This is a genomic window from Streptomyces sp. NPDC042346 (assembly GCF_055581845.1).
Map to the genome: position 1 here is coordinate 288,757 of NZ_JBVJEH010000014.1, position 18,463 is coordinate 307,219.

The window sequence follows — 18,463 nt, forward strand, 5'->3', positions numbered from 1 at the left end:
GGTCGGTAACTTTACCTCTGCCACCGTCGGTTTCCCGCCATCGCGCGCCCCTGCCGCCCGACCGTCAACATTCCTTCACAGGACTCCCACTGACGAGGTGATAGGTCGCGCGCTCGTCGAGGAGGAGCGGGACGAGCGCGCGCTGCGACTGGCGCAGCGGCACGAACACCCCGGCGCCGTCCCGCCGGACGGTGACCCCGTGCAGGGCGAGTTCGTCGCCCGCCTCGGCGTACTGGGCGGCGTCGAGGCGGTAGCCGCAGGGCGGGTCGGCGAGGATCTCCCCGGGCTCCGGCGGGTCGTTGTCGGCGCCGCCGAGGAAGACGGGCCCCCGGTCGGCGAACCCGGCGTGCCGGGCGACGGCGGTGGCCGCCAGGAGCGGCCCGCGCCGCTCGTCGAGATAGGCGAACGCTCCGTCCAACGCGGCCCGTTGGGTGGCGACGCGGCGCCGGTGGTTGCGCGCCGGGTCGTCCTTCTCGGCCTCGTCGAGCGCGTCCACGCGGGTCTCGACGAGCAGGCCGGCCGCGTGCTTGATGCCCGCGGTGTTGCGCAGGATCCGCTCCTGGCCGTCGCCCGCGACCTGCTTGACCGGCTTGCCGGTGAGGGGGTCGGTCCAGATGCCGTAGATGCCGGTGCTGTAGCCGGCGAGCCCGGCGGCGGGCCGGACGTAGGACTCCGAGAGCGTCCGGGACTCGTCGTGGACGTGCGGGTCGGCGTCGAGGCTGCGGGGCCAGAGGGCGAGCAGGTCCTTGTCGTAGTAACGGGGAGTGGCCCCGTACTCGTGGAGGTCGTAGACGAGTTCGGGGCGCCGGTCGCGGATGACGGCGGCCACGGCCCGGGCCTCGGCGGTGCGCAGGGCGATGTGATCGCGGTTGACGTCGATGCCGTCGCCGTTGCCCCGGGTGTCGGCCTCCCGGCCGTCGGGGTTGGCGGTGGGGACGACGAGGATCGTGGTCCGGGCGAGGAGGCGCCGGGTCTCCGTGTCCTCGGCGGTGGAGAGGTCGCGCAGCGTGCTCAGGCAGGCCTCGCGGCCCGCGGGCTCGTCGCCGTGCTGGGTGCAGACGAGGAGCACGGTGGTGCCGCCCGTACCGAGGGTGGCGAGCCGCAGCGGTCTGCCCTGCGAGGTGGTGCCGATCGTGCGCAGCGACACCCGGTCGCTGCGCCGGTCGACGGCCGCGAGGAACTCCCGCTCCTCGTCCTCCGTGGTCCACCGGGCGCCGTGGCTCGTCTCGAAGCCGGTGCGCGGGAGGGGGCTCGGGGGCGCGCTGTCCGCCGCCTTGGCGGGGACGGTGACGAGCGGCAGGGCGAGGGCGGCGGCGCCCGCCGCGACGGCGAGCACGCGGCGGGACCTCCTCTGCGCGGTGCGGAGTCTCATCGGGCGGCTCCCGCCGCGGGGAGGCGCGGACCGGTGACGGCGGCCGGCGGTACGGGGCCGCTGTCGCTCAGCGACGGCCGGGCGGCGGGCGAGGGCAGGGCCGGGGACGGTCCCGTGGTGGCCCGGGTGAACGCGCCCGGGCCACCGACCAGGGGCACCTTCGCCCACGTGCGGGTGAGGTCGAGGGTCAGGGTGGGGGTGGTCGACGGAGGGTCGATCAGGTCCTTGTCGGTGCCGCCGACGATCAGGGCGAGGCGGTGGCCCGCCGGGACGACGTGGTCGGTGGCGGCGAGGTCCAGGGTCAGGGTGTACGCCCTGCCGGGGGTCAGCGGCCGCTCCTCGCGCGGGTTCGCCCAGGTGCCGAGGTCGGCCCAGCCACGGCTGACGACCGTGTACCCGACGTCCGCCGTGCGGGCCCGGGTCTCCTTGAAGCAGGCGCTGTCGCCGGGGGTGCTCGCACCCCAGCAGGTGCGGTCGGTCAGCGTGGTGATGCCCTCCCCCGCCGCGCCGTAGTCGCGGATCGTGTCGGGGCCGAGGTCGACGAGGACGGCGGAGAGGTGCGCGGTGGCGGTGGTCGGGGTGGCGGTGACCGTCACCTTCGAGGAGCCGGAGATCCGCAGGTCGCGGGAGAGCGGCCGGGTGACGAACCCGGCCTTCTCGGGGGTCGCGGAGTCGACGCGGGCGGCCCAGTCCAGTTCGCCGAGGCCCGGGTCGTCGGTGAAGGTCGCGGTGGACCCGGAGGCGGCGGGCATCCGGCCGAGGGTGCCGGCGCCGGGCGCGGCGCCCGGGGCGGGGCGCAGGGTGGTGGCCGAGGTGCCGCGCGGCGGCCACTGCCGGTCGGTGGTCCAGCGGTCCGGGGCGCGCTCGATGTCGGCGACCGGTTCGCGGTCGATGCCGTTGTCGTAGCCGAGCAGGTAGTGGTCGAACCAGCGGTGCAGGGTGCGGACCCAGTCGGCGCGCCGGAAGTCGAAGGGGTCGACGTGGCCGGTCTGGGAGAGCCAGATCTTCCGCTCGACGCCGTGGGCGGCGAGCGCGTCCCACCACTTCCCGAACTGGTTGGCGCGCACGTTCAGGTCCTGCTGTCCGTGGACGACGAAGACGCTGGCCTTCACCTTCGAGGCGTCCCGCACGTGGTCCCGCTCGGTCCAGGCGGGCGTCCAGTCGCCGCTGTACGGGGTGGCCTCGGTGATCCGGTCCTGGACGGCCCCGCAGCGGGCCTGCGCTTCGGGGCTGTTCACGTACTCGGAGAGCCAGCTCGGGTTGGCGTTGTAGAGCGGGGCGCCCTGGGAGTGGAAGTAGTCGTACCAGGAGGAGATGGCCCCGATCGGAACGATCGTTTTCAGCCCTTCCACCCCGGTGGCGGCCACGCCGTTGGCGATGGTGCCGTCCCAGCTCTTGCCGATCATGCCGACGTTGCCGGTGCTCCAGCCGGTGGCCCCGGCCCGCGCCGTACCGGTGCGGGTGGTGTAGCCGCGGGCGCGGCCGTTCAGCCAGTCGACGACGGCCTTGGCGGAGCGGACGTCGGAGCGTCCGCCGACGTCGTCGCAGCCGTCGGAGCGGTTGGTGCCGGCGAGGTCGACGGCGACGAAGGCGTAGCCGCGCGGGACGAAGAAGTTGTCGTAGAAGAGCGGGAACTGGACGGGGTTCCCGTCGGCGTCGTACGTCTTCTTCTGGCTCTCGTTGCCGCGTCCGCAGCAGGCGTAGTACGGGCTCGCGTCCATGATGACCGGGATCTTCCGGCCCGCCGCCGCGGGCTCCCGGGGCCGGACGATGTCGACGGCGACCCGGTCGCCGCGCCCGTCCCCGTCGCCGTCGAGGCCGGTGTCGACCCAGACGGACTCGCGGATGGCGTCGGCGTAGGAGTGGACGGGCCGTGACTCGCGTGGGGAGCCCAGGGAGCCTTGGACGGACGCGGCGGGCGCCGCGGGCACCGCGGGCTCCGGCTGCGCGCCGGCCGGGCTGACCAGCGTCGCGAGCAGGGCGGCCGTGGCCGCGGCCACGAGCGTTCCGTACGGCAGTCGGGCTCCGCGGGTTCTCCGCTTTCGCATCGGCATGGGCGGGAACGTACCCCGGTCAACTCCCGCGCAAAAGAGTGCCGGAGGCAATCAGGGGTGATTCAGGGTCATTCCGGGGACGGACGGGTTCATGTCGGCCGAATGGCGATCGTGTGACAGGGGGTCCTCTGGACGTGACGGTGCGTCGGAGGGCTGAATAGGGTCCGAGCTAAGGACCGACGACCACCCGCGCGTCTTACGTTTCTTATGACTTGGGGAGCACCTGTGCACCGCAGAATCATCGTTCCGAGCGCCCTCGCGGCCTCCCTGCTGCTGGCGATCCCGGCATCGGCGGCCGACTTCACCCCCGGGGCCCCGGGCATCGGCGACTCCTATTACCCCGCCAGCGGCAACGGCGGCTACGACGTCTCCCACTACGACCTGCGGCTGAAGTACCAGCCGGCGACCGATCTGCTCGAAGGTACGGCGACGATCCTCGCCACGACGAAGCAGAACCTGTCCCGGTTCAATCTGGACCTCGGTCTGAAGGTCAGCGAGGTCCGGGTGAACGGGCGCCTCGCGAAGTTCACCACCTCGGGCGACCACGAGCTGGAGGTGACCCCGGCCGCCCCGCTGGAGAAGAACAAGGCGATCTCGGTCGTCGTCCGTTACGCGGGCAAGCCCTCGGAGTTCAAGGTCGACGGCTGGTCTGCCTGGGCCCGCACCCCGGACGGCGGTGTCGCCGCGCAGGAGCCGGACTCGGCCGTCTGGTGGTTCCCGTCCAACGACCACCCGCTGGACAAGGCCACCTTCGACGTCTCGGTCTCCGTGCCGGACGGCACGCAGGCCATCAGCAACGGCGTGCTCCAGTCGCAGTGCTCGAAGCTCGGCTGGACCCGTTTCAACTGGCGCTCCAACAAGCCGCAGGCGACCTATCTGGCCACGCTCGCCGTCGGCAAGTTCGACATCACGACGGACAGGACGGCCAACGGGCTGCCGGTCCTCAACGCGTACAGCAAGGACCTCGGCGACAACGACGGGGCCGCGCGCGCCTCGATCGAGCGCACGACCGAGGTCGCGGAGTGGCTGGAGGGGGTCTTCGGGCCGTACCCCTTCAACTCCCTCGGCGGGTACGTGCCGAACGTGACCAGCGGCTTCGCCCTGGAGACGCAGACCCGCCCGTTCTACAGCCCGCGGCAGTTCGCCAACGGCGCGAACGTGTCGGTCGTCGTGCACGAGCTGGCGCACCAGTGGTACGGCGACAGCGTGTCCGTCCGCGACTGGAAGGACATCTGGGTCAACGAGGGCTTCGCCCGCTACAGCCAGTGGCTGTGGTCGGAGAAGGAGGGCGAGGGCACGGCGCAGGAGCTGGCGGACTACGTGTACGCCACGCGGACGGCCGAGGACCCGTTCTGGACGGTCAAGCCGGGTGACCCGGGCGCGGAGAACCAGTTCCACATCGCCGTGTACGACCGGGGCGCGCTGGCGCTCCAGGCCCTGCGCAACGAGATCGGCGACGAGGACTTCTTCGCGATCCTGAAGGGCTGGCCGCAGGAGTTCGCCTACGGCAACGCGCGCGTCGGCGACTTCGTGCGGTACGCGGAGCGGGTCTCCGGCAAGCCGCTGGCCGGGCTCTTCGACACCTGGCTGTACCAGCCGTCGAAGCCGGCCGCGTCGACGGCGGCCGCGGCGGGCCTGTCCGCGCCCGCGGCGGCGCCGGCGACCGGTCCGGCCGCCCGGTCGGCCGCGCGGTCCGCGGCTCCCCGGCCCGCGCAGCCGAAGTCGTGGAAGAAGATCGCGGCGACGAACACGGTCCACGACCACTGACCGTCGCCCGACGAGGGGCCGTCCGTCAGCGCTTCGCGCGGCGGGCGGCCTCGCGCGCCTTCCGGGCCAGGGGCAGGTAGCGCAGCCGCTCGGGCAGGACGGGGACCAGGACGCGGACGACCCCGGCGAACCGGCGCAGCGCGCGCTCCTGCGCGTCCGTCCACTCCAGGCCGATGGCCTCGCGGGCGTCCGGGGGCATGAGGCCCACGGTGAGGAAGGCCCGCAGCCGCAGGAACGGGCGGCGGAGGACCGGCCAGAGCAGCCGGAGCGCGAACCGGAGGGGCCTCGGGCCCCGGTCCGGGGCCGGTACCGGCAGGTCGGGGTCGAGCAGCTCCCGGACGACGGTGGTGGCCTCCAGCTCCTCGGCGAGCACCTTCCGGTAGTGCGGCCAGAACTCCTCGACCGTCTGCGGCATGTCCCGGTCGTGGATGCCGAGGACGCGGCCGACCATGAGCCACTCGGCGTACAGCTGCCGTTCCTGGGCGTCGGTGAGGGGGCGGGCGAGAAGGCCGAGACCGTACCGGTAGACGGGGAAGCCGGTCGCGTGCACCCACGAGTAGTAGGCCGGGGTGAGGGCGTGGTACGTGCGGCCGTGGGCGTCGGTGCCCTGGATGTCGCGGTGCAGCCGTCGGAGGCGGCGGCCCTCCTCGGCGGCCTCCTCGCCCCCGTACACCCAGAGCTGGACCGAGCGCAGGGAGCGCTCGCCACGGCCCCAGGGGTCGGTACGGAAGACGGAGTGCTCGTCGACGCCGGCGCCGATCGCGGGGTGGGCGACCTGCATGGCGAGGGCGGCGGGCAGCATCAGGAGCGCCCGGACGTCACCGGCGACGCTCCACAGCACCCCGCCGACGGGCGGGGGTGCGGGGGCGGTGGACTCCTCCTGCGGGCGGCTCATGCGGTGGCTCTCCTCACGTACACATCCAGTAGACGTCCGATGCCGCGCTCATGGCGAAGGGGCCGTCCTCGGGCTTACTGCTGCCCGGGGACGGCCCCTTCGTCGAAAGCGTGGGATCAGGAGCGGTCGGCGCCGACCGGCTCGCCGACGATGCGGGCGGCGAGGGCGTGGGCCCAGGCGTCGACGTCCGCGGTGAGCTCGCGCTCGGCGGCGGCGCGCTCGGCGGCGATCTTCGCGGCACCGGCGGCGATGATGGCCTCGCGCTCGGCGTTGCCCTCGGCGCGGGCGGCGGCGATGGCGGCCGAGCCCTCCTCGGTGGCCTGGGAGCGGATGCGCGCGGCCTCGTGACGGGCCTCGGCGAGCTCCGCCTCGTACTGCTCGCGGATCTGCGTGGCCTCGGAGCGCAGGTCGTCGGCGCGCTCGGTGCCGCCGTCGATGGCGTCCTCACGCTCGTCGAGGGTGCGGCGGATCTTCGGGAGGATCCCCTTCGCCAGGATGAGGAAGGTGAGCGCAAACAACACCACGCCGAGGATGAGCTCCACCCAGACGGGGTTGAGGGGACCGAGGTCCATCTTGAAGACTGTGGGGTTACTCGCGAGGGTCATGCGCGCATTCTACCTGGTCCAAATAAGGACAATTCAGACACTGGGAGGAGAGTTGGCGCGGTTGTGCGAGTTCGGCAAGATTCCCGGCATCCAAAGGCTACCGGAAGGTAACCACGGCTGATTGTATGTGCGGCGCCAGGCCAACCCCCCACGTCACCATGGGAGTTCCCGTGTCCTTCGCCGCGCTCCGCCGCGCCCCCGGCGCCGCTCTGTCGCTCGCGCTCGCCGCCGCCACCCTGGCGGCCACCGCCCCGGCCGCCGGCGCCGCCTCCGCCGCGACCGCCGAGGCCCCGCGCCTGAAGGTGCTCACGTACAACACCTTCCTCTTCTCCAAGACGCTCTACCCGAACTGGGGCCAGGACCACCGGGCCGGGGCGATCCCCGCCGCCTCCTTCTTCCAGGGGCAGGACGTCGTCGTGCTCCAGGAGGCCTTCGACAACTCCTCCTCCGACGCGCTCAAGGCGAACGCCGCCGCGCAGTACCCGCACCAGACCCCGGTCATGGGGCGCGGCAAGAGCGGCTGGGACGCCACCGGCGGGGCCTACTCCGCGACCACGCCCGAGGACGGCGGGGTGACGATCCTCAGCAAGTGGCCGATCGTCCGCAAGGAGCAGTACGTCTACAAGGACGCCTGCGGGGCCGACTGGTTCTCGAACAAGGGCTTCGTCTACACCGTCCTGGACGTGAACGGGAGCCGGGTCCACGTCGTCGGCACCCACGCCCAGTCCACCGACCCGGGCTGCTCGGCGGGCGAGGCGGCGCAGATGCGCAGCCGCCAGTTCAAGGCGATGGACGCCTTCCTCGACGCCAAGAACATCCCGGCGAACGAGCAGGTGATCGTCGCCGGCGACATGAACGTCGACTCGCGCACGTCCGAGTACGGCACGATGCTCGCCGACGCGGGCCTGGTGGGGGCCGACGCCCGCACCGGCCACCCGTACTCCTTCGACACCGAGCTGAACTCGATCGCCTCCGAGCGCTACCCGGACGACCCGCGCGAGGACCTCGACTACGTCCTCTACCGGGCCGGGAACGCCCGCCCCGCCGGCTGGACCAACCACGTGGTCCCGGAGAAGAGCGCTCCGTGGTCGGTCTCCAGCTGGGGCACGACGTACACCTACAGCAACCTTTCCGACCACTACCCGGTCATCGGCTTCTGACCGGACCCGGCTGCGGGTACGGGGCTCAGTACCCGTACCCGCCGAAGAGGCTGTAGAGCCAGGCACCGAGCACGCCGGCGACACACAGCAGCACGAACCACGAGCCCGCGCTCGTATGCCGCTCCTTGCGGGGGCGGCGGCCGGGGCCGGCGGCACGAGCCGCCCGCCCCGGCTTCTCGCGCTTCCCCGCCTTCTCCTTCGGCCGTCCCGCGCGGGACGGCCCCTCGGCCGTGTCCGCACCGGCCGCGACATCGGCGAGCAGACGCCGGCAGACCGCCGCCAGCTCCGCCGTCCCGACCGTCAGGTCGACCACCACCTCGCTCCGGGCCGGCGCCGTGGTCCCCCCGTCGAGAAGCCGCCCGGCGCGCAGCAGCGCCCGGTCCTTGCCCCCGGTCGGCGCGAGGCTGATCCACCGGCGCACGTGCTCGCCCCGGATGACCACCCCGCCGCCCCGCTCCCTGTAAACGGTGTGCTCCCGCCACAGGATTCCGGCCAACTCGTCGGCCGTCTCCCTGAGTTGCACGTACATCGCTCTCCCCTGTTGCCATTCCCCCGATGCGAACAGCCGCCGACTCTAGCCCCCACCTCCGACACCGCCCGCGATACCCCGCCCCCACGCCCGTTACGCGCCGAAGTCGTACACGGTGACCGGAATCCCCACGTTCCCTCCCTCGGCCACTGACCGTGGCCATGGTCTTTTACACAGCTGGTGAGACAGCAATACTGTTCAAGTGAGCGACGAGGAGCACGAGCCGAGCTATACGGTCGACGAGCTGGCCGCGCGGGCCGGGGTCACGGTGCGGACCGTGCGGTTCTACGGGACGCGGGGGCTGTTGCCGCCGCCCGTGATCGGGGCGCGGCGGGTCGGGCATTACGGGCCGGGGCATCTGGCGCGGCTCGCGCTCATCGAGGAGCTCCAGCGGCAGGGCATGACGCTGGCCGCGATCGAGCGGTACCTGGAGCAGTTGCCGGCCGACCTCAGCGAGCAGGACCTCGCCATCCACCGGGCCCTCGTGGCCTCCTGGGCGCCCGAGTCCGCCGAGGAGATCACCCTGCGCGAGCTGGAGCGGCGTGCCGGGCGGCCCCTGACCGGGCAGGACGTCGAGCGGCTCGCCGCGATGGGGGTGCTGGACCGGATCCCGGGGAGCGAGGCCTTCCGGCTCGACGGGACGCTGCTGCGGCTCGGGGTCGAGCTGCTCGACGTGCCGATCGAGCACGAGACGATCCTCGCCTCCCGGACGGTCCTCGTGGAGCACGCGCGCGCCGCCGCCCAGGAGCTCTCCCGGCTCTTCCGGGACGAGGTGTGGAACCCGTACCGGGAGAGCGCCGAGGACCCGGACCACCTGAGCGCCATGCGGTCGCTCTCGGCCCATATGCAGCCGATGGTGGTCCAGGCCCTGGTCACGGCCTTCCAGCGCTCGCTCCGCGAGGAGCTGCGCGCCGCGTTCAGGAGTCGGTGAAGACCTCGCCGCGCTCGGCCTTCTCGACCAGGAGGGCCGGGGGCTCGAAGCGCTCGCCGTAGGTCGCCGCCAGCTCGCGCGCGCGGGCCGCGAAGCCGGCGACACCACCCTCGTAGCCGTTGACGTACTGGAGCACGCCGCCGGTCCAGGCCGGGAAGCCGATGCCCATGATGGAGCCGATGTTGGCGTCGGCGACCGAGGTCAGGACGCCCTCCTCCAGGAGCCGGACGGTGTCCAGCGCCTCGGAGAACAGCATCCGCTCCTGCATGTCGCGGAAGGGGATCTCGTATCCGGGCTTCGTGAAGTGCTCGCGCAGGCCGGGCCAGAGCGGGCCGCGCTTGCCGTCCTCCGCGTACGTGTAGAAGCCCGCGCCGCCGCTGCGTCCGGGGCGGCCGAACTCGTCGACCATGCGGTCGATCACGGCCTCGCCCGGGTGGGTGGCCCAGACGCCGCCGGCCTCCTCGATCGCCCGCCGGGTCTCGTTGCGGATCTTGCGGGGCAGGGTCAGGGTCAGCTCGTCCATGAGGGAGAGGACCTTCGCGGGGTAGCCGGCCTGCGCCGCGGCCTGCTCGATCGAGGCGGGCTCGATGCCCTCGCCGACCATCGCGACGCCTTCGTTGATGAAGTGGCCGATGACCCGGGAGGTGAAGAAGCCGCGGGAGTCGTTGACGACGATCGGCGTCTTGTTGATCTGCCGGACGAGGTCGAAGGCGCGGGCGAGGGCCTCGTCGCCGGTCCGCTCCCCCTTGATGATCTCGACGAGCGGCATCTTGTCGACGGGCGAGAAGAAGTGCAGGCCGATGAAGTCGGCCTGCCGCTCGACGCCCTCGGCGAGGACGGAGATCGGCAGCGTCGAGGTGTTGGAGCAGAGCAGCGCGTCGGGCGCGACGACGCCCTGGATCTCCTGGAAGACCTTGTGCTTGAGGGACGTGTCCTCGAAGACCGCCTCGATGACCGCGTCGCAGCCGGCCAGGGCCTGGACGTCGGAGGTCGCGGTGATGCGGGCGAGCAGCGCGTCGGCCTTCTCCTGCGTCGTACGGCCCCGGGACACGGCCTTGGCGCAGAGCTTCTCGCTGTAGGCCTTGCCCTTGGCCGCGGACTCGGCGGAGACGTCCTTGAGGACGACCTCGATGCCGGCGCGGGCGCAGGAGTAGGCGATGCCGGCGCCCATCATGCCCGCGCCGAGGACGGCGACCTTGCGGACCGGGCGGGGCGCGATGCCCTTGGGGCGGCTGGCGCCGGAGTTGACGGCCTGGAGGTCGAAGAAGAACGCCTGGATCATGTTCTTCGCGGTCTGCCCGACGACCAGCTCGGTGAAGTACCGGCTCTCGATGGTGATCGCGGTCTCGAAGTCGACCTGGGAGCCCTCGACGGCGGCGGCCATGATGGCGCGGGGCGCCGGGTAGGGCGCGCCGTTCAGCTGCTTGCGCAGGTTGGCCGGGAAGGCCGGGAGGTTGGCGGCGAACTTCGGGTTCGACGGGGTGCCGCCGGGGATCCGGTGGCCGGGGACGTCCCAGGGCTGGTGGGACTCGGGGTGCGCGTCGATGAAGGCGATGGCCTTGGCCATCATCTCCTCGGGGGTCGCGGCCACCTCGTGGACGAGGCCGTTGTCGAGGGCGCGCTTCGGGGCGTACTGGGTGCCCTGGAGCAGCACCTTGAGCAGGGCGTCGGTGATGCCCATGAGGCGTACGGTGCGGGCGACGCCGCCGCCGCCCGGCAGCAGGCCGAGGGTGACCTCGGGCAGGCCGATCTTGGAGCCGGGGGCGTCGAGGGCGACGCGGTGGTGGGAGGCGAGCGCGATCTCGTAGCCGCCGCCGAGGGCCGCGCCGTTGATCGCGGCGACGACGGGCTTGCCGAGGGTCTCGATGCGGCGCAGCGCGTTCTTGATCCCGATGGCGGAGTCGAAGATGTCCCGGGCGTGCTCGGGGCCCGCCTTGACCATGTCCTTGAGGTCGCCGCCGGCGAAGAAGGTCTTCTTCGCGGAGGTGTAGATGATGCCCCGGATGGAGTCCTTCTCGGCCTCCACGCGGTCGGCGATCGCGATGATCGAGGCCCGGAAGGCCTGGTTCATGGTGTTGGCGGACTGGTTCGGGTCGTCGAGGACGAGGGTGACGATCCCGGTCGCGTCCTGCTCCCAGCGGATGGTGGTGCTCTCGCTCATGTCTCTGCTTCTCCGTAAGAGGGGTGCGGACGGGACGGTCAGACGCGCTCGACGATGGTGGCGATGCCCATGCCGCCGCCCACGCAGAGGGTGGCCAGGCCGTAGCGCTTGTCCTGGCGCTCCAGCTCGTCGACGAGGGTGCCCAGGATCATCGCGCCGGTGGCGCCGAGCGGGTGGCCGAGCGCGATGGCGCCGCCGTTGACGTTGACCTTGTCCAGAGAGATGCCCATGTCCTTGACGAAGCGGAGGACGACGGCCGCGAAGGCCTCGTTGATCTCGATGAGGTCGATGTCGTCGATGGTGAGGCCGGCCTTGGCGAGGGCCTTGCGGGTGGCCGGGGCGGGGCCGGTGAGCATGATGGTCGGCTCGGAGCCGGAGACGGCGGCCGCGACGATCCGGGCGCGCGGGGTCAGTCCGTACCGCTCGCCGACCTCCTTCGAGCCGATGGCGACGAGGGAGGCGCCGTCGACGATGCCGGAGGAGTTGCCCGCGTGGTGGACGTGGTCGATCTCCTCGACCCAGTGGTACTTCTGCAGGGCCACGGCGTCGAAGCCGCCGAGCTCGCCGATGTCGGCGAAGGAGGGCTTGAGGCGGGCCAGCGAGTCGGCGGTGGTGCCGGGGCGCATGTGCTCGTCGTGGTCGAGGACGACGAGTCCCGCGCGGTCCAGGACGGGCACGACGGAGCGGGCGAAGCGCCCGGCCTTCCACGCCTCGGCGGCCCGCTCCTGGGAGAGCTCGGCGTACTCGTCGACGTCGCGGCGGGTGAAGCCCTCAAGGGTGGCGATGAGGTCGGCGCCGATGCCCTGCGGGACGAAGTTGGTCTCCAGGTTGGTCATCGGGTCGGCGAACCAGGCGCCGCCGTCGGAGGCCATCGGCACCCGCGACATGGACTCGACGCCGCCGGCGAGGACGAGGTCCTCCCAGCCGGAGCGGACCTTCATCGCGGCCATGTTGACCGCTTCGAGGCCGGAGGCACAGAAGCGGTTCTCCTGGACGCCGGCGACGGTGTCGGGGAGTCCGGCGGCGATGGCGGCGATCCGGGCGATGTCGGAGCCCTGGTCGCCGACCGGGCCGACGACGCCGAGGACGATGTCGTCGATGGCGGCCGGGTCGAGTCCGGGGTGCCGGGCCTGGATCTCCCGGATGAGGCCGACGACCAGGTCGATCGGCTTGGTGCCGTGCAGGGAGCCGTTGGCCTTGCCGCGTCCGCGCGGGGTGCGGATCGCGTCGTACACGTACGCTTCGGTGCTCACGTAAAGCCTTTCGCGATGAGGGTGGGAGAAGACGGCGGCGGGAGGTCAGCCGAGGAGGGAGCGGCCGATGATCTCCTTCATGATCTCGGTGGTGCCGCCGTAGATGGTCTGGATCCGCCCGTCGGTGTAGGCGCGGGCGACCGGGAATTCGCTCATGTAGCCGTATCCGCCGTGGAGTTGCAGGCAGCGGTCGGCGACCCGCTTCTGGAGTTCGGTCGCCCACCACTTGGCCATGGAGGCGTGGACGGCGTCCAGTGCACCGCTCGCGTGCTCCTCGATGCAGCGGTCGACGAAGGTCCGGGTGACGGCGCACTCGGTGGCCATCTCGGCGATCTCGAAGCGGATGTGCTGGAGCTTGGCGAGCGGGCGGCCGAAGGCCTCGCGCTCCTTGACGTACCGGGTGGTGATCTCCAGGAGGTGTTCGGCCCCGGCGATGCCGGCGACGGCGATGGCCAGGCGCTCCTGGGCGAGGTTGGTCATCAGGTGCAGGAAGGCGCCGTCGAGCTCGCCGAGCAGGTTCTCCTTGGGGACGCGGACGTCGTGGAAGAAGAGCTCGGCGGTGTCCTGGGACTTCTGGCCGATCTTGTCGAGGTTCCGGCCGCGTTCGAAGCCGTCCGCGCCGCGCTCGACGACGAGGAGGGAGAGGCCGTGCGCGCCGCCCTCCGGGGTGGTCCGGGCGACGACGATCACGAGGTCGGCGAGGATGCCGTTGGAGATGAACGTCTTGGAGCCGTTGAGGATCCAGTGGTCGCCGTGGTCCTCGGCGGTCGTGCGGATGCCCTGGAGGTCGGAGCCCGCGCCCGGCTCGGTCATGGCGATCGCGGTGACGATCTCGCCGGAGCAGAAGCCGGGCAGCCAGCGCCGCTTCTGCTCGTCGGTGGCGAGCGAGGTGAGGTACGGGCCGATGATGTCGTTGTGCAGGCCGATGGCGAGCCCGGGGGCGCCGGCCCGGGTGAACTCCTCGGCGAGGACGGCTCCGTAGCGGAAGTCGGGGTTGCCCCCGCCGCCGTACTCCTCGTCGACCGCGATCCCGAGCAGCCCCTGCCGTCCGGCGGCCCGCCAGGCCTCGCGGGCGACGATGCCGTCCAGCTCCCACTGCTCGTAGTGGGGCAGCACTTCCTTGGCCAGGAAGGTGCGGACGGTCGCGCGGAAGGCCTCGTGGTCGGCGGTGTAGAGCTGGCGCTTCATGCTTCGGTCTCCTCGGGGTGCAAGGCGGGGACGGCCCAGTCGCGGGCGACGGCGGCGGTGTCGGCACCGGGCAGGGCGGGGCCCGAGCGGAGGGTGCCGGGGGTGACGGAGAAGCGGGGTGCGGGGGCGGGCTGGGTGAGGCCGGCGTGTTCGGTGAAGGTGCCCCGGGCGGCCAGGTGGGGATGGCTCGGGGCCTCGCGCAGGGAGAGGACGGGAGCGACGCAGGCGTCGGTGCCGTCGAAGACGGTGGTCCACTCCTCGCGGGTACGGCTCCGGAAGCGGTCGGCGACGGCCGCGCGCAGTTCGGGCCAGCGGGCGAGGTCGCCGCGCAGGGCGGCGGCCTCCTCGATGCCGAGGAGTCGGGCGAACTCCGCGTAGAACCGTCCTTCCAGGGCCCCGACCGCCATGTGTCCGCCGTCGGAGGTCTCGTACACGCCGTAGAAGGGGCAGCCGCCGTCGAGGAGGTTGACTCCCCTGCGGTCCTGCCAGCCGCCGGCCGCGAGCATGCCGTGGATCATGGTGGTGAGGTGCGCGGTGCCGTCGACGATGGCGGCGTCGACGACCTGGCCCTCGCCGTGCGCCCGCGCGTGCTGGAGGGCGGCGAGGACGCCGATGACGAGGTAGAGAGAGCCGCCCGCGTAGTCGCCGACGAGGTTGGCGGGGACGGTGGGCGGGCCGTCCGGGTCGGGGCCGATCATGCCGAGGGCCCCGGTGATCGCGATGTACCCGATGTCGTGCCCGGCGGTCGTGGCGAGCGGTCCGTCCTGGCCCCAGCCGGTCATCCGGCCGTAGACGAGCCGGGGGTTGCGGGCGAGGCAGGGCCCGGGGCCGACGCCGAGGCGTTCGGCGACGCCGGGGCGGTAGCCCTCGATCAGGATGTCGGCGCGTGCGACGAGGTCGAGCACGGTGGCGGGGCCGCCCTCGGCCTTGAGGTCGACGAGGACGGAGCGCTTGTTGCGGTTGGTGAGGTCCCGGGCCGGGTCGATGCCGAGGCCGGCGCCGCCGGGGCGGTCGACGCGGACGACGTCGGCGCCGAGGTCGGCCAGGAGCATGGCGGCGAAGGGGCCGGGGCCGATGCCGGCCAGTTCGACCACGCGCACCCCGGAGAGGGGACCGTTCCGGGCGGTGTGCGTCGTGCTCATCGAGCCCCCAGGAGTGTGTGACACCAATGATGTAACACCGGAGATGCTAGGAACGTGTTCCACTCGGCACAAGCCCCCCGGCCGAGCAAGCGCTTGGAAATCGCCACGGCGCGGAGTTCCGCTATTCTCCGCCGACGACAACCGCGCGCGGCGGCGCGGTACGGCCGAAATGAGGGGCTGAATGGAGACAGGGGCGGGCTCGGGGCGCGGGGACGCGCGGGACGGGACACGGCCGGGAGACGGCGCGCGCTCGGAGGGCGGTGCCGGCTCGGACGGCGGCGCGCGCTCGGAGGGCGGTGCCGGCTCGGACGGCGGCGCGCGCTCTGAGGACAGTGCGCGCTCGGACGGCGGCGCGCGCTCTGAGGACGGTGCCCGCTCGGACGGCGGCGCGCGCTCTGAGGACGGTGCCCGCTCGGACGGCGGTGCGCGCTCGGAGGACGGTGCCAGCTCGGAGGACAGTGCCCGCTCGGACGGCGGTGCGCGGCCGTACGACGTCGTGCTCTTCGGGGCGACCGGCTTCGTGGGCGGACTCACCGCCGAGTACCTGGCCGAGCACGCCCCGGCGGAGTGCCGCTGGGCGCTCGCGGGGCGCAACCGCGCCGGGCTCGCGGCCCTGCGCGAGCGGCTCGCCGCCCGGTGGCCGCACTGCGCGGAGCTGCCCCTGATCGTCGCGGACGCCGACGACCAGGGCTCGCTGCGCGCGCTCGCCGAGTCCGCGCGGGTGGTGGCGACGACCGTCGGCCCCTACGTCTGGTACGGGGAGGGCCTGGTCGCCGCCTGCGCCGAGGCCGGTACGGACTACGTCGACCTCACCGGCGAGGCCGAGTTCGTGGACCTGATGTACGTACGCCACGACGCGCGCGCCCGGGAGACCGGGGCCCGGATCGTGCACGCGTGCGGCTTCGACTCCGTCCCGCACGACCTGGGCGCGTACTTCACCGTCCGGCAGCTCCCGGAGGGCGTACCGCTCCGCGTCGACGGCTTCGTCCGGGTCGGGGCCACCTTCTCCGGCGGTACCTTCGCCTCGGCACTGACCGCGCTCGGCCGGGGCCGGCAGGTCCTGGAAGCGGCCCGCGAACGGCGCCTGTACGCGCCGAGGCTGGTGGGGCGCCGGGCCCGCGCGCCGCTGGGCGGCCCCCGGTTCAGCCGGGAGACGGGCACCTGGGCCCTGCCGCTGCCGACGCTCGACCCGCAGGTCGTGGCCCGCTCGGCCGCCGCCCTCGACCGGTACGGCCCGGACTTCCGCTACCGCCACTACGCCTCCGTGAAGACGCTCCCGATGGCTCTGGGCGGCACGGCGGCCGTCGGCGCGGGCGTGATGGCGGCCCAACTCCCGCCAGTGCGGCGCTGGCTGATGGAGCGTTACCGGCCGGGACAGGGGCCGTCCGCCGAGCGGCGCGCCCGCAGCTGGTTCTCGGTGCGGTTCGTCGGCGAGGGCGGCGGACGGCGGGTGTTCACCGAGGTGTCGGGCGGCGACCCGGGGTACGACGAGACGGCCAGGATGCTCGCCGAGTCGGCGCTCTGCCTGGCCTTCGACCCGTTGCCGAAGACGGCGGGCCAGGTGACGACGGCGGTCGCGATGGGCGACGCGCTGATCGACCGGCTCCGCGCGGCGGGCATCCGCTTCCGGGTGGCGCACCGGGGCTGATCCGCCGGGAGGGGGAGCGGGTCGGAAGCGAGTTCGTCAGGCCGGACGTGACTCAGAAGCGTACGAGGCGGAAGGGGTGGCCGGCCGGGTCGGCGTAGACGCGCCAGGCCGGGTCGCCGCCCCCGCCGTCGAGCGGAGTGGCCCCGAGTGCGAGGACGGCCTCGTCCGCGGCGGCCAGGTCCTCGACCCGTACGTCGAGGTGGAACTGCTGCTCGGGCGCTCCCCAGACGGGCGGCCGGTGGTCGGCCACGTCCTGGAAGGCGAGGAGCGGGCCACCGACTCCGCGCAGGACGGCGGATCCCTCGCCGACCGCCCACCGGGGGTCGGGGCTCTCGACCTCGCCGCCGATCAACCGCTGGTAGAACAGGGCCAGTTCCCGCGCGTCGGGGCAGTCGAGCACGACGCACCGCAGCCGCCCGATCATGCGAGCACCCAGGCGGCGACGACGTAGAGCATGGCGCAGACCCAGGCGAGGGCGACGAGCCCGGCGGCGGCGAGGGTCAGGGTCAGGCCGCGCCCCGCGGAACGCGGCGGAGCGGAAAGGGGAGTTGTCATGAACCCCACTCTGCCGGGCGGCGGCGCGGCGCGGTATCCGTACACGTACTCAGGTACGTGCCAGTGCCTCCTTGAGTGCCGTGCGGCAGAGGGAGTCGGCGTGGCGGGTGGTCTCGGGGATGCGGTAGCGGGGGGAGAGGTGGAGCGTGTGGGCGCAGGCGCGGTCGAGGGAGACCCGGTGGCCGACGGAGACGAAGACGGGCTTCACCCCGGCCTGGGTCCGCAGGGCCCTGCCCACCTCCTCGTCCTCCTCGCCCTCCTCGTCGGCGTCATCAGCGGGGGCGGCGAGCAGCGCGCTGAACTCGCCGCGTTCCGGGCCCGGTTGTTCGTAGGTGAAGGTGAAGGGGTTCTTGGCGACGCCGATGGACGGCCGGCCGGTCAGCACCCCGAGATGGCTCGCGAGGCCGAAGCGGCGGGGGTGGGCGAGGCCGTAGCCGTCGCAGACGAGCAGGCCGGGGTCGGCGGTCAGGGAGCCGAGCGCGGCGAGCACGGTCGGGATCTCGCGGAAGGCGAGGAGCCCGGGGACGTAGGGGAAGGAGACGCGGCCGACCGCCGTGGCCTCCTCGACCACGTCGAGGGTCCGGGCGTCGAGCACGACGGCCGCGGCGGCGACGAGATCGCGCTCGTCGTCGTAGGCCACGTCGAGCCCCGTGACGTGGCCTTCGCCGACGGCCGGCCCCGGCTCGTCGCGCACGATCCGCCCGCGCAGCTCCCGCTGGACGTCCCGTGCGGCGTCCTCGTCGGCGGGCCAGCCCGCCGGAATACCGATGATCGTCATAGTGCGGGCCACCCTACGACCCCGGTTCCGAGGGCTGGAACGCCTCGCCGGGGTCCGTGGGGCGCCCGGTAGCCTGGCGATCATGTTCGTACTGGAATTGACCTACACCGCGCCCGTCGAGCGGGTGGACGCCCTCCTCGACGCGCACATCGCGTGGCTGGACGCGCAGTACGCCGCCGGGGTGTTCATCGCCTCGGGGCGGAAGAACCCGCGCGACGGCGGGGTGATCCTGGCCGCCGGGGTCGGCCGCGCGGAGATCGAGGCGATCGCGGCGGCCGACCCGTTCACCGTCGAGGGCGTGTGCGCGTACCGGATCACGGAGTTCTACGCGACCAAGACGGCCGAGGGACTCGCCGCGTACCGGGAGCAGCTGCCCTCCTGAACCTCGCTATGGGCGTCGCTCCGGACCTCGCCCCTGGCCTGGC

Annotated in this window: 17 protein-coding genes; 5 read left to right on the top strand and 12 right to left on the bottom strand. The window is 72.9% G+C overall.

Translation table 11 applies throughout. From position 1 onward, the window contains the following. Positions 1 to 64 precede the first annotated feature (64 nt). Together ACZ6K0_RS40015 and ACZ6K0_RS40020 are read right to left on the bottom strand one after the other, a co-directional pair. Positions 65 to 1,372, bottom strand: a complete 1,308-nt coding sequence (locus tag ACZ6K0_RS40015; RefSeq protein WP_469236030.1) for a M14 family metallopeptidase — start codon at positions 1,370 to 1,372, stop codon at positions 65 to 67. Next, on the bottom strand, positions 1,369 to 3,420 hold the full coding sequence (locus tag ACZ6K0_RS40020; protein ID WP_469236059.1) for a Xaa-Pro dipeptidyl-peptidase: 2,052 nt from the start codon (positions 3,418 to 3,420) through the stop codon (positions 1,369 to 1,371). The genes ACZ6K0_RS40015 and ACZ6K0_RS40020 overlap by 4 nt, the downstream gene beginning before the upstream one ends. 231 nt (positions 3,421 to 3,651) lie before the next feature. Between ACZ6K0_RS40020 and ACZ6K0_RS40025 the strand changes: the two genes are divergently transcribed. Next, positions 3,652 to 5,193, top strand: coding sequence for a M1 family metallopeptidase (locus ACZ6K0_RS40025; protein ID WP_469236028.1), 1,542 nt, complete (start codon positions 3,652 to 3,654; stop codon positions 5,191 to 5,193). Between the two features lie 25 nt (positions 5,194 to 5,218). Here the strand turns inward: ACZ6K0_RS40025 and ACZ6K0_RS40030 are convergent, their stop codons facing one another. Together ACZ6K0_RS40030 and ACZ6K0_RS40035 are read right to left on the bottom strand one after the other, a co-directional pair. Next, the gene (locus ACZ6K0_RS40030) at positions 5,219 to 6,088 is read right to left on the bottom strand and encodes an oxygenase MpaB family protein (RefSeq protein WP_469236026.1); all 870 of its coding nucleotides are present in this window, start codon (positions 6,086 to 6,088) and stop codon (positions 5,219 to 5,221) included. A gap of 116 nt (positions 6,089 to 6,204) precedes the next feature. Next, positions 6,205 to 6,693 carry an ATP synthase F0 subunit B gene (locus ACZ6K0_RS40035; protein WP_376408177.1) on the bottom strand — a complete coding sequence of 163 codons (489 nt, stop codon included), beginning with the start codon at positions 6,691 to 6,693 and terminating at the stop codon, positions 6,205 to 6,207. Positions 6,694 to 6,851: 158 nt separating this feature from the next. Between ACZ6K0_RS40035 and sph the strand changes: the two genes are divergently transcribed. Then, positions 6,852 to 7,853 carry a sphingomyelin phosphodiesterase gene (gene sph, locus ACZ6K0_RS40040; RefSeq protein WP_469236024.1) on the top strand — a complete coding sequence of 334 codons (1,002 nt, stop codon included), beginning with the start codon at positions 6,852 to 6,854 and terminating at the stop codon, positions 7,851 to 7,853. Between the two features lie 25 nt (positions 7,854 to 7,878). Here sph and ACZ6K0_RS40045 read toward each other — a convergent pair whose 3' ends face one another. Continuing rightward, positions 7,879 to 8,382 (bottom strand): hypothetical protein, encoded by a 504-nt coding sequence (locus tag ACZ6K0_RS40045; RefSeq protein ID WP_376408171.1) that lies wholly within the window; start codon positions 8,380 to 8,382, stop codon positions 7,879 to 7,881. Between the two features lie 202 nt (positions 8,383 to 8,584). On the opposite strand from ACZ6K0_RS40045, the gene ACZ6K0_RS40050 reads away from it, so the two are divergent. Beyond that, the gene (locus tag ACZ6K0_RS40050) at positions 8,585 to 9,313 is read left to right on the top strand and encodes a MerR family transcriptional regulator (RefSeq protein ID WP_469236022.1); all 729 of its coding nucleotides are present in this window, start codon (positions 8,585 to 8,587) and stop codon (positions 9,311 to 9,313) included. On the opposite strand, the gene ACZ6K0_RS40055 is transcribed toward ACZ6K0_RS40050, so the two are convergent. From ACZ6K0_RS40055 to ACZ6K0_RS40070, 4 genes are read right to left on the bottom strand one after another with little or no spacing between them, the layout of a single operon-like run. After that, the gene (locus ACZ6K0_RS40055) at positions 9,300 to 11,474 is read right to left on the bottom strand and encodes a 3-hydroxyacyl-CoA dehydrogenase NAD-binding domain-containing protein (RefSeq protein ID WP_469236020.1); all 2,175 of its coding nucleotides are present in this window, start codon (positions 11,472 to 11,474) and stop codon (positions 9,300 to 9,302) included. The two genes, ACZ6K0_RS40050 and ACZ6K0_RS40055, sit on opposite strands and share 14 nt — an antisense overlap. Before the next feature lie 38 nt (positions 11,475 to 11,512). After that, positions 11,513 to 12,727 (bottom strand): acetyl-CoA C-acetyltransferase, encoded by a 1,215-nt coding sequence (locus ACZ6K0_RS40060; RefSeq protein ID WP_376408159.1) that lies wholly within the window; start codon positions 12,725 to 12,727, stop codon positions 11,513 to 11,515. Positions 12,728 to 12,772: 45 nt separating this feature from the next. Beyond that, entirely contained in the window at positions 12,773 to 13,915 is a 1,143-nt protein-coding gene (locus tag ACZ6K0_RS40065; protein ID WP_469236018.1) for an acyl-CoA dehydrogenase family protein, read from the bottom strand. Further along, positions 13,912 to 15,057, bottom strand: a complete 1,146-nt coding sequence (locus tag ACZ6K0_RS40070) for a CaiB/BaiF CoA transferase family protein (protein ID WP_469236016.1) — start codon at positions 15,055 to 15,057, stop codon at positions 13,912 to 13,914. Before ACZ6K0_RS40070 ends, ACZ6K0_RS40065 begins: the two co-directional genes overlap by 4 nt. Before the next feature lie 181 nt (positions 15,058 to 15,238). Between ACZ6K0_RS40070 and ACZ6K0_RS40075 the strand changes: the two genes are divergently transcribed. Beyond that, on the top strand, positions 15,239 to 16,705 hold the full coding sequence (locus tag ACZ6K0_RS40075) for a saccharopine dehydrogenase family protein (RefSeq protein WP_469236014.1): 1,467 nt from the start codon (positions 15,239 to 15,241) through the stop codon (positions 16,703 to 16,705). Between the two features lie 52 nt (positions 16,706 to 16,757). On the opposite strand, the gene ACZ6K0_RS40080 is transcribed toward ACZ6K0_RS40075, so the two are convergent. Genes ACZ6K0_RS40080 through ACZ6K0_RS40090 form a run of 3 tightly spaced genes read right to left on the bottom strand, consistent with a single transcriptional unit; the run spans position 16,758 to position 18,038 of the window. Then, the gene (locus tag ACZ6K0_RS40080) at positions 16,758 to 17,129 is read right to left on the bottom strand and encodes a VOC family protein (RefSeq protein WP_376408147.1); all 372 of its coding nucleotides are present in this window, start codon (positions 17,127 to 17,129) and stop codon (positions 16,758 to 16,760) included. Continuing rightward, on the bottom strand, positions 17,126 to 17,260 hold the full coding sequence (mmpA, locus tag ACZ6K0_RS40085) for a morphogenic membrane protein MmpA (RefSeq protein WP_469236012.1): 135 nt from the start codon (positions 17,258 to 17,260) through the stop codon (positions 17,126 to 17,128). The genes ACZ6K0_RS40080 and mmpA overlap by 4 nt, the downstream gene beginning before the upstream one ends. Positions 17,261 to 17,309: 49 nt before the next feature. Next, positions 17,310 to 18,038 carry an endonuclease V gene (locus tag ACZ6K0_RS40090; protein WP_469236010.1) on the bottom strand — a complete coding sequence of 243 codons (729 nt, stop codon included), beginning with the start codon at positions 18,036 to 18,038 and terminating at the stop codon, positions 17,310 to 17,312. A gap of 82 nt (positions 18,039 to 18,120) precedes the next feature. Between ACZ6K0_RS40090 and ACZ6K0_RS40095 the strand changes: the two genes are divergently transcribed. Beyond that, the gene (locus ACZ6K0_RS40095) at positions 18,121 to 18,420 is read left to right on the top strand and encodes a YciI family protein (protein ID WP_376408138.1); all 300 of its coding nucleotides are present in this window, start codon (positions 18,121 to 18,123) and stop codon (positions 18,418 to 18,420) included. The last annotated feature ends 43 nt before the right edge of the window (positions 18,421 to 18,463 follow it).

Coding starts and splice junctions, on each gene's coding strand:
- mmpA (WP_469236012.1), bottom strand. CDS start 17,260: ATGACAACTCCCCTTTCCGCTCCGCCGCGTTCCGCGGGGCGCGGCCTG.
- ACZ6K0_RS40030 (WP_469236026.1), bottom strand. CDS start 6,088: ATGAGCCGCCCGCAGGAGGAGTCCACCGCCCCCGCACCCCCGCCCGTC.
- ACZ6K0_RS40015 (WP_469236030.1), bottom strand. CDS start 1,372: ATGAGACTCCGCACCGCGCAGAGGAGGTCCCGCCGCGTGCTCGCCGTC.
- ACZ6K0_RS40035 (WP_376408177.1), bottom strand. CDS start 6,693: ATGACCCTCGCGAGTAACCCCACAGTCTTCAAGATGGACCTCGGTCCC.
- ACZ6K0_RS40080 (WP_376408147.1), bottom strand. CDS start 17,129: ATGATCGGGCGGCTGCGGTGCGTCGTGCTCGACTGCCCCGACGCGCGG.
- ACZ6K0_RS40055 (WP_469236020.1), bottom strand. CDS start 11,474: ATGAGCGAGAGCACCACCATCCGCTGGGAGCAGGACGCGACCGGGATC.
- ACZ6K0_RS40045 (WP_376408171.1), bottom strand. CDS start 8,382: ATGTACGTGCAACTCAGGGAGACGGCCGACGAGTTGGCCGGAATCCTG.
- sph (WP_469236024.1), top strand. CDS start 6,852: ATGGGAGTTCCCGTGTCCTTCGCCGCGCTCCGCCGCGCCCCCGGCGCC.
- ACZ6K0_RS40070 (WP_469236016.1), bottom strand. CDS start 15,057: ATGAGCACGACGCACACCGCCCGGAACGGTCCCCTCTCCGGGGTGCGC.
- ACZ6K0_RS40020 (WP_469236059.1), bottom strand. CDS start 3,420: ATGCGAAAGCGGAGAACCCGCGGAGCCCGACTGCCGTACGGAACGCTC.
- ACZ6K0_RS40095 (WP_376408138.1), top strand. CDS start 18,121: ATGTTCGTACTGGAATTGACCTACACCGCGCCCGTCGAGCGGGTGGAC.
- ACZ6K0_RS40075 (WP_469236014.1), top strand. CDS start 15,239: ATGGAGACAGGGGCGGGCTCGGGGCGCGGGGACGCGCGGGACGGGACA.
- ACZ6K0_RS40090 (WP_469236010.1), bottom strand. CDS start 18,038: ATGACGATCATCGGTATTCCGGCGGGCTGGCCCGCCGACGAGGACGCC.
- ACZ6K0_RS40065 (WP_469236018.1), bottom strand. CDS start 13,915: ATGAAGCGCCAGCTCTACACCGCCGACCACGAGGCCTTCCGCGCGACC.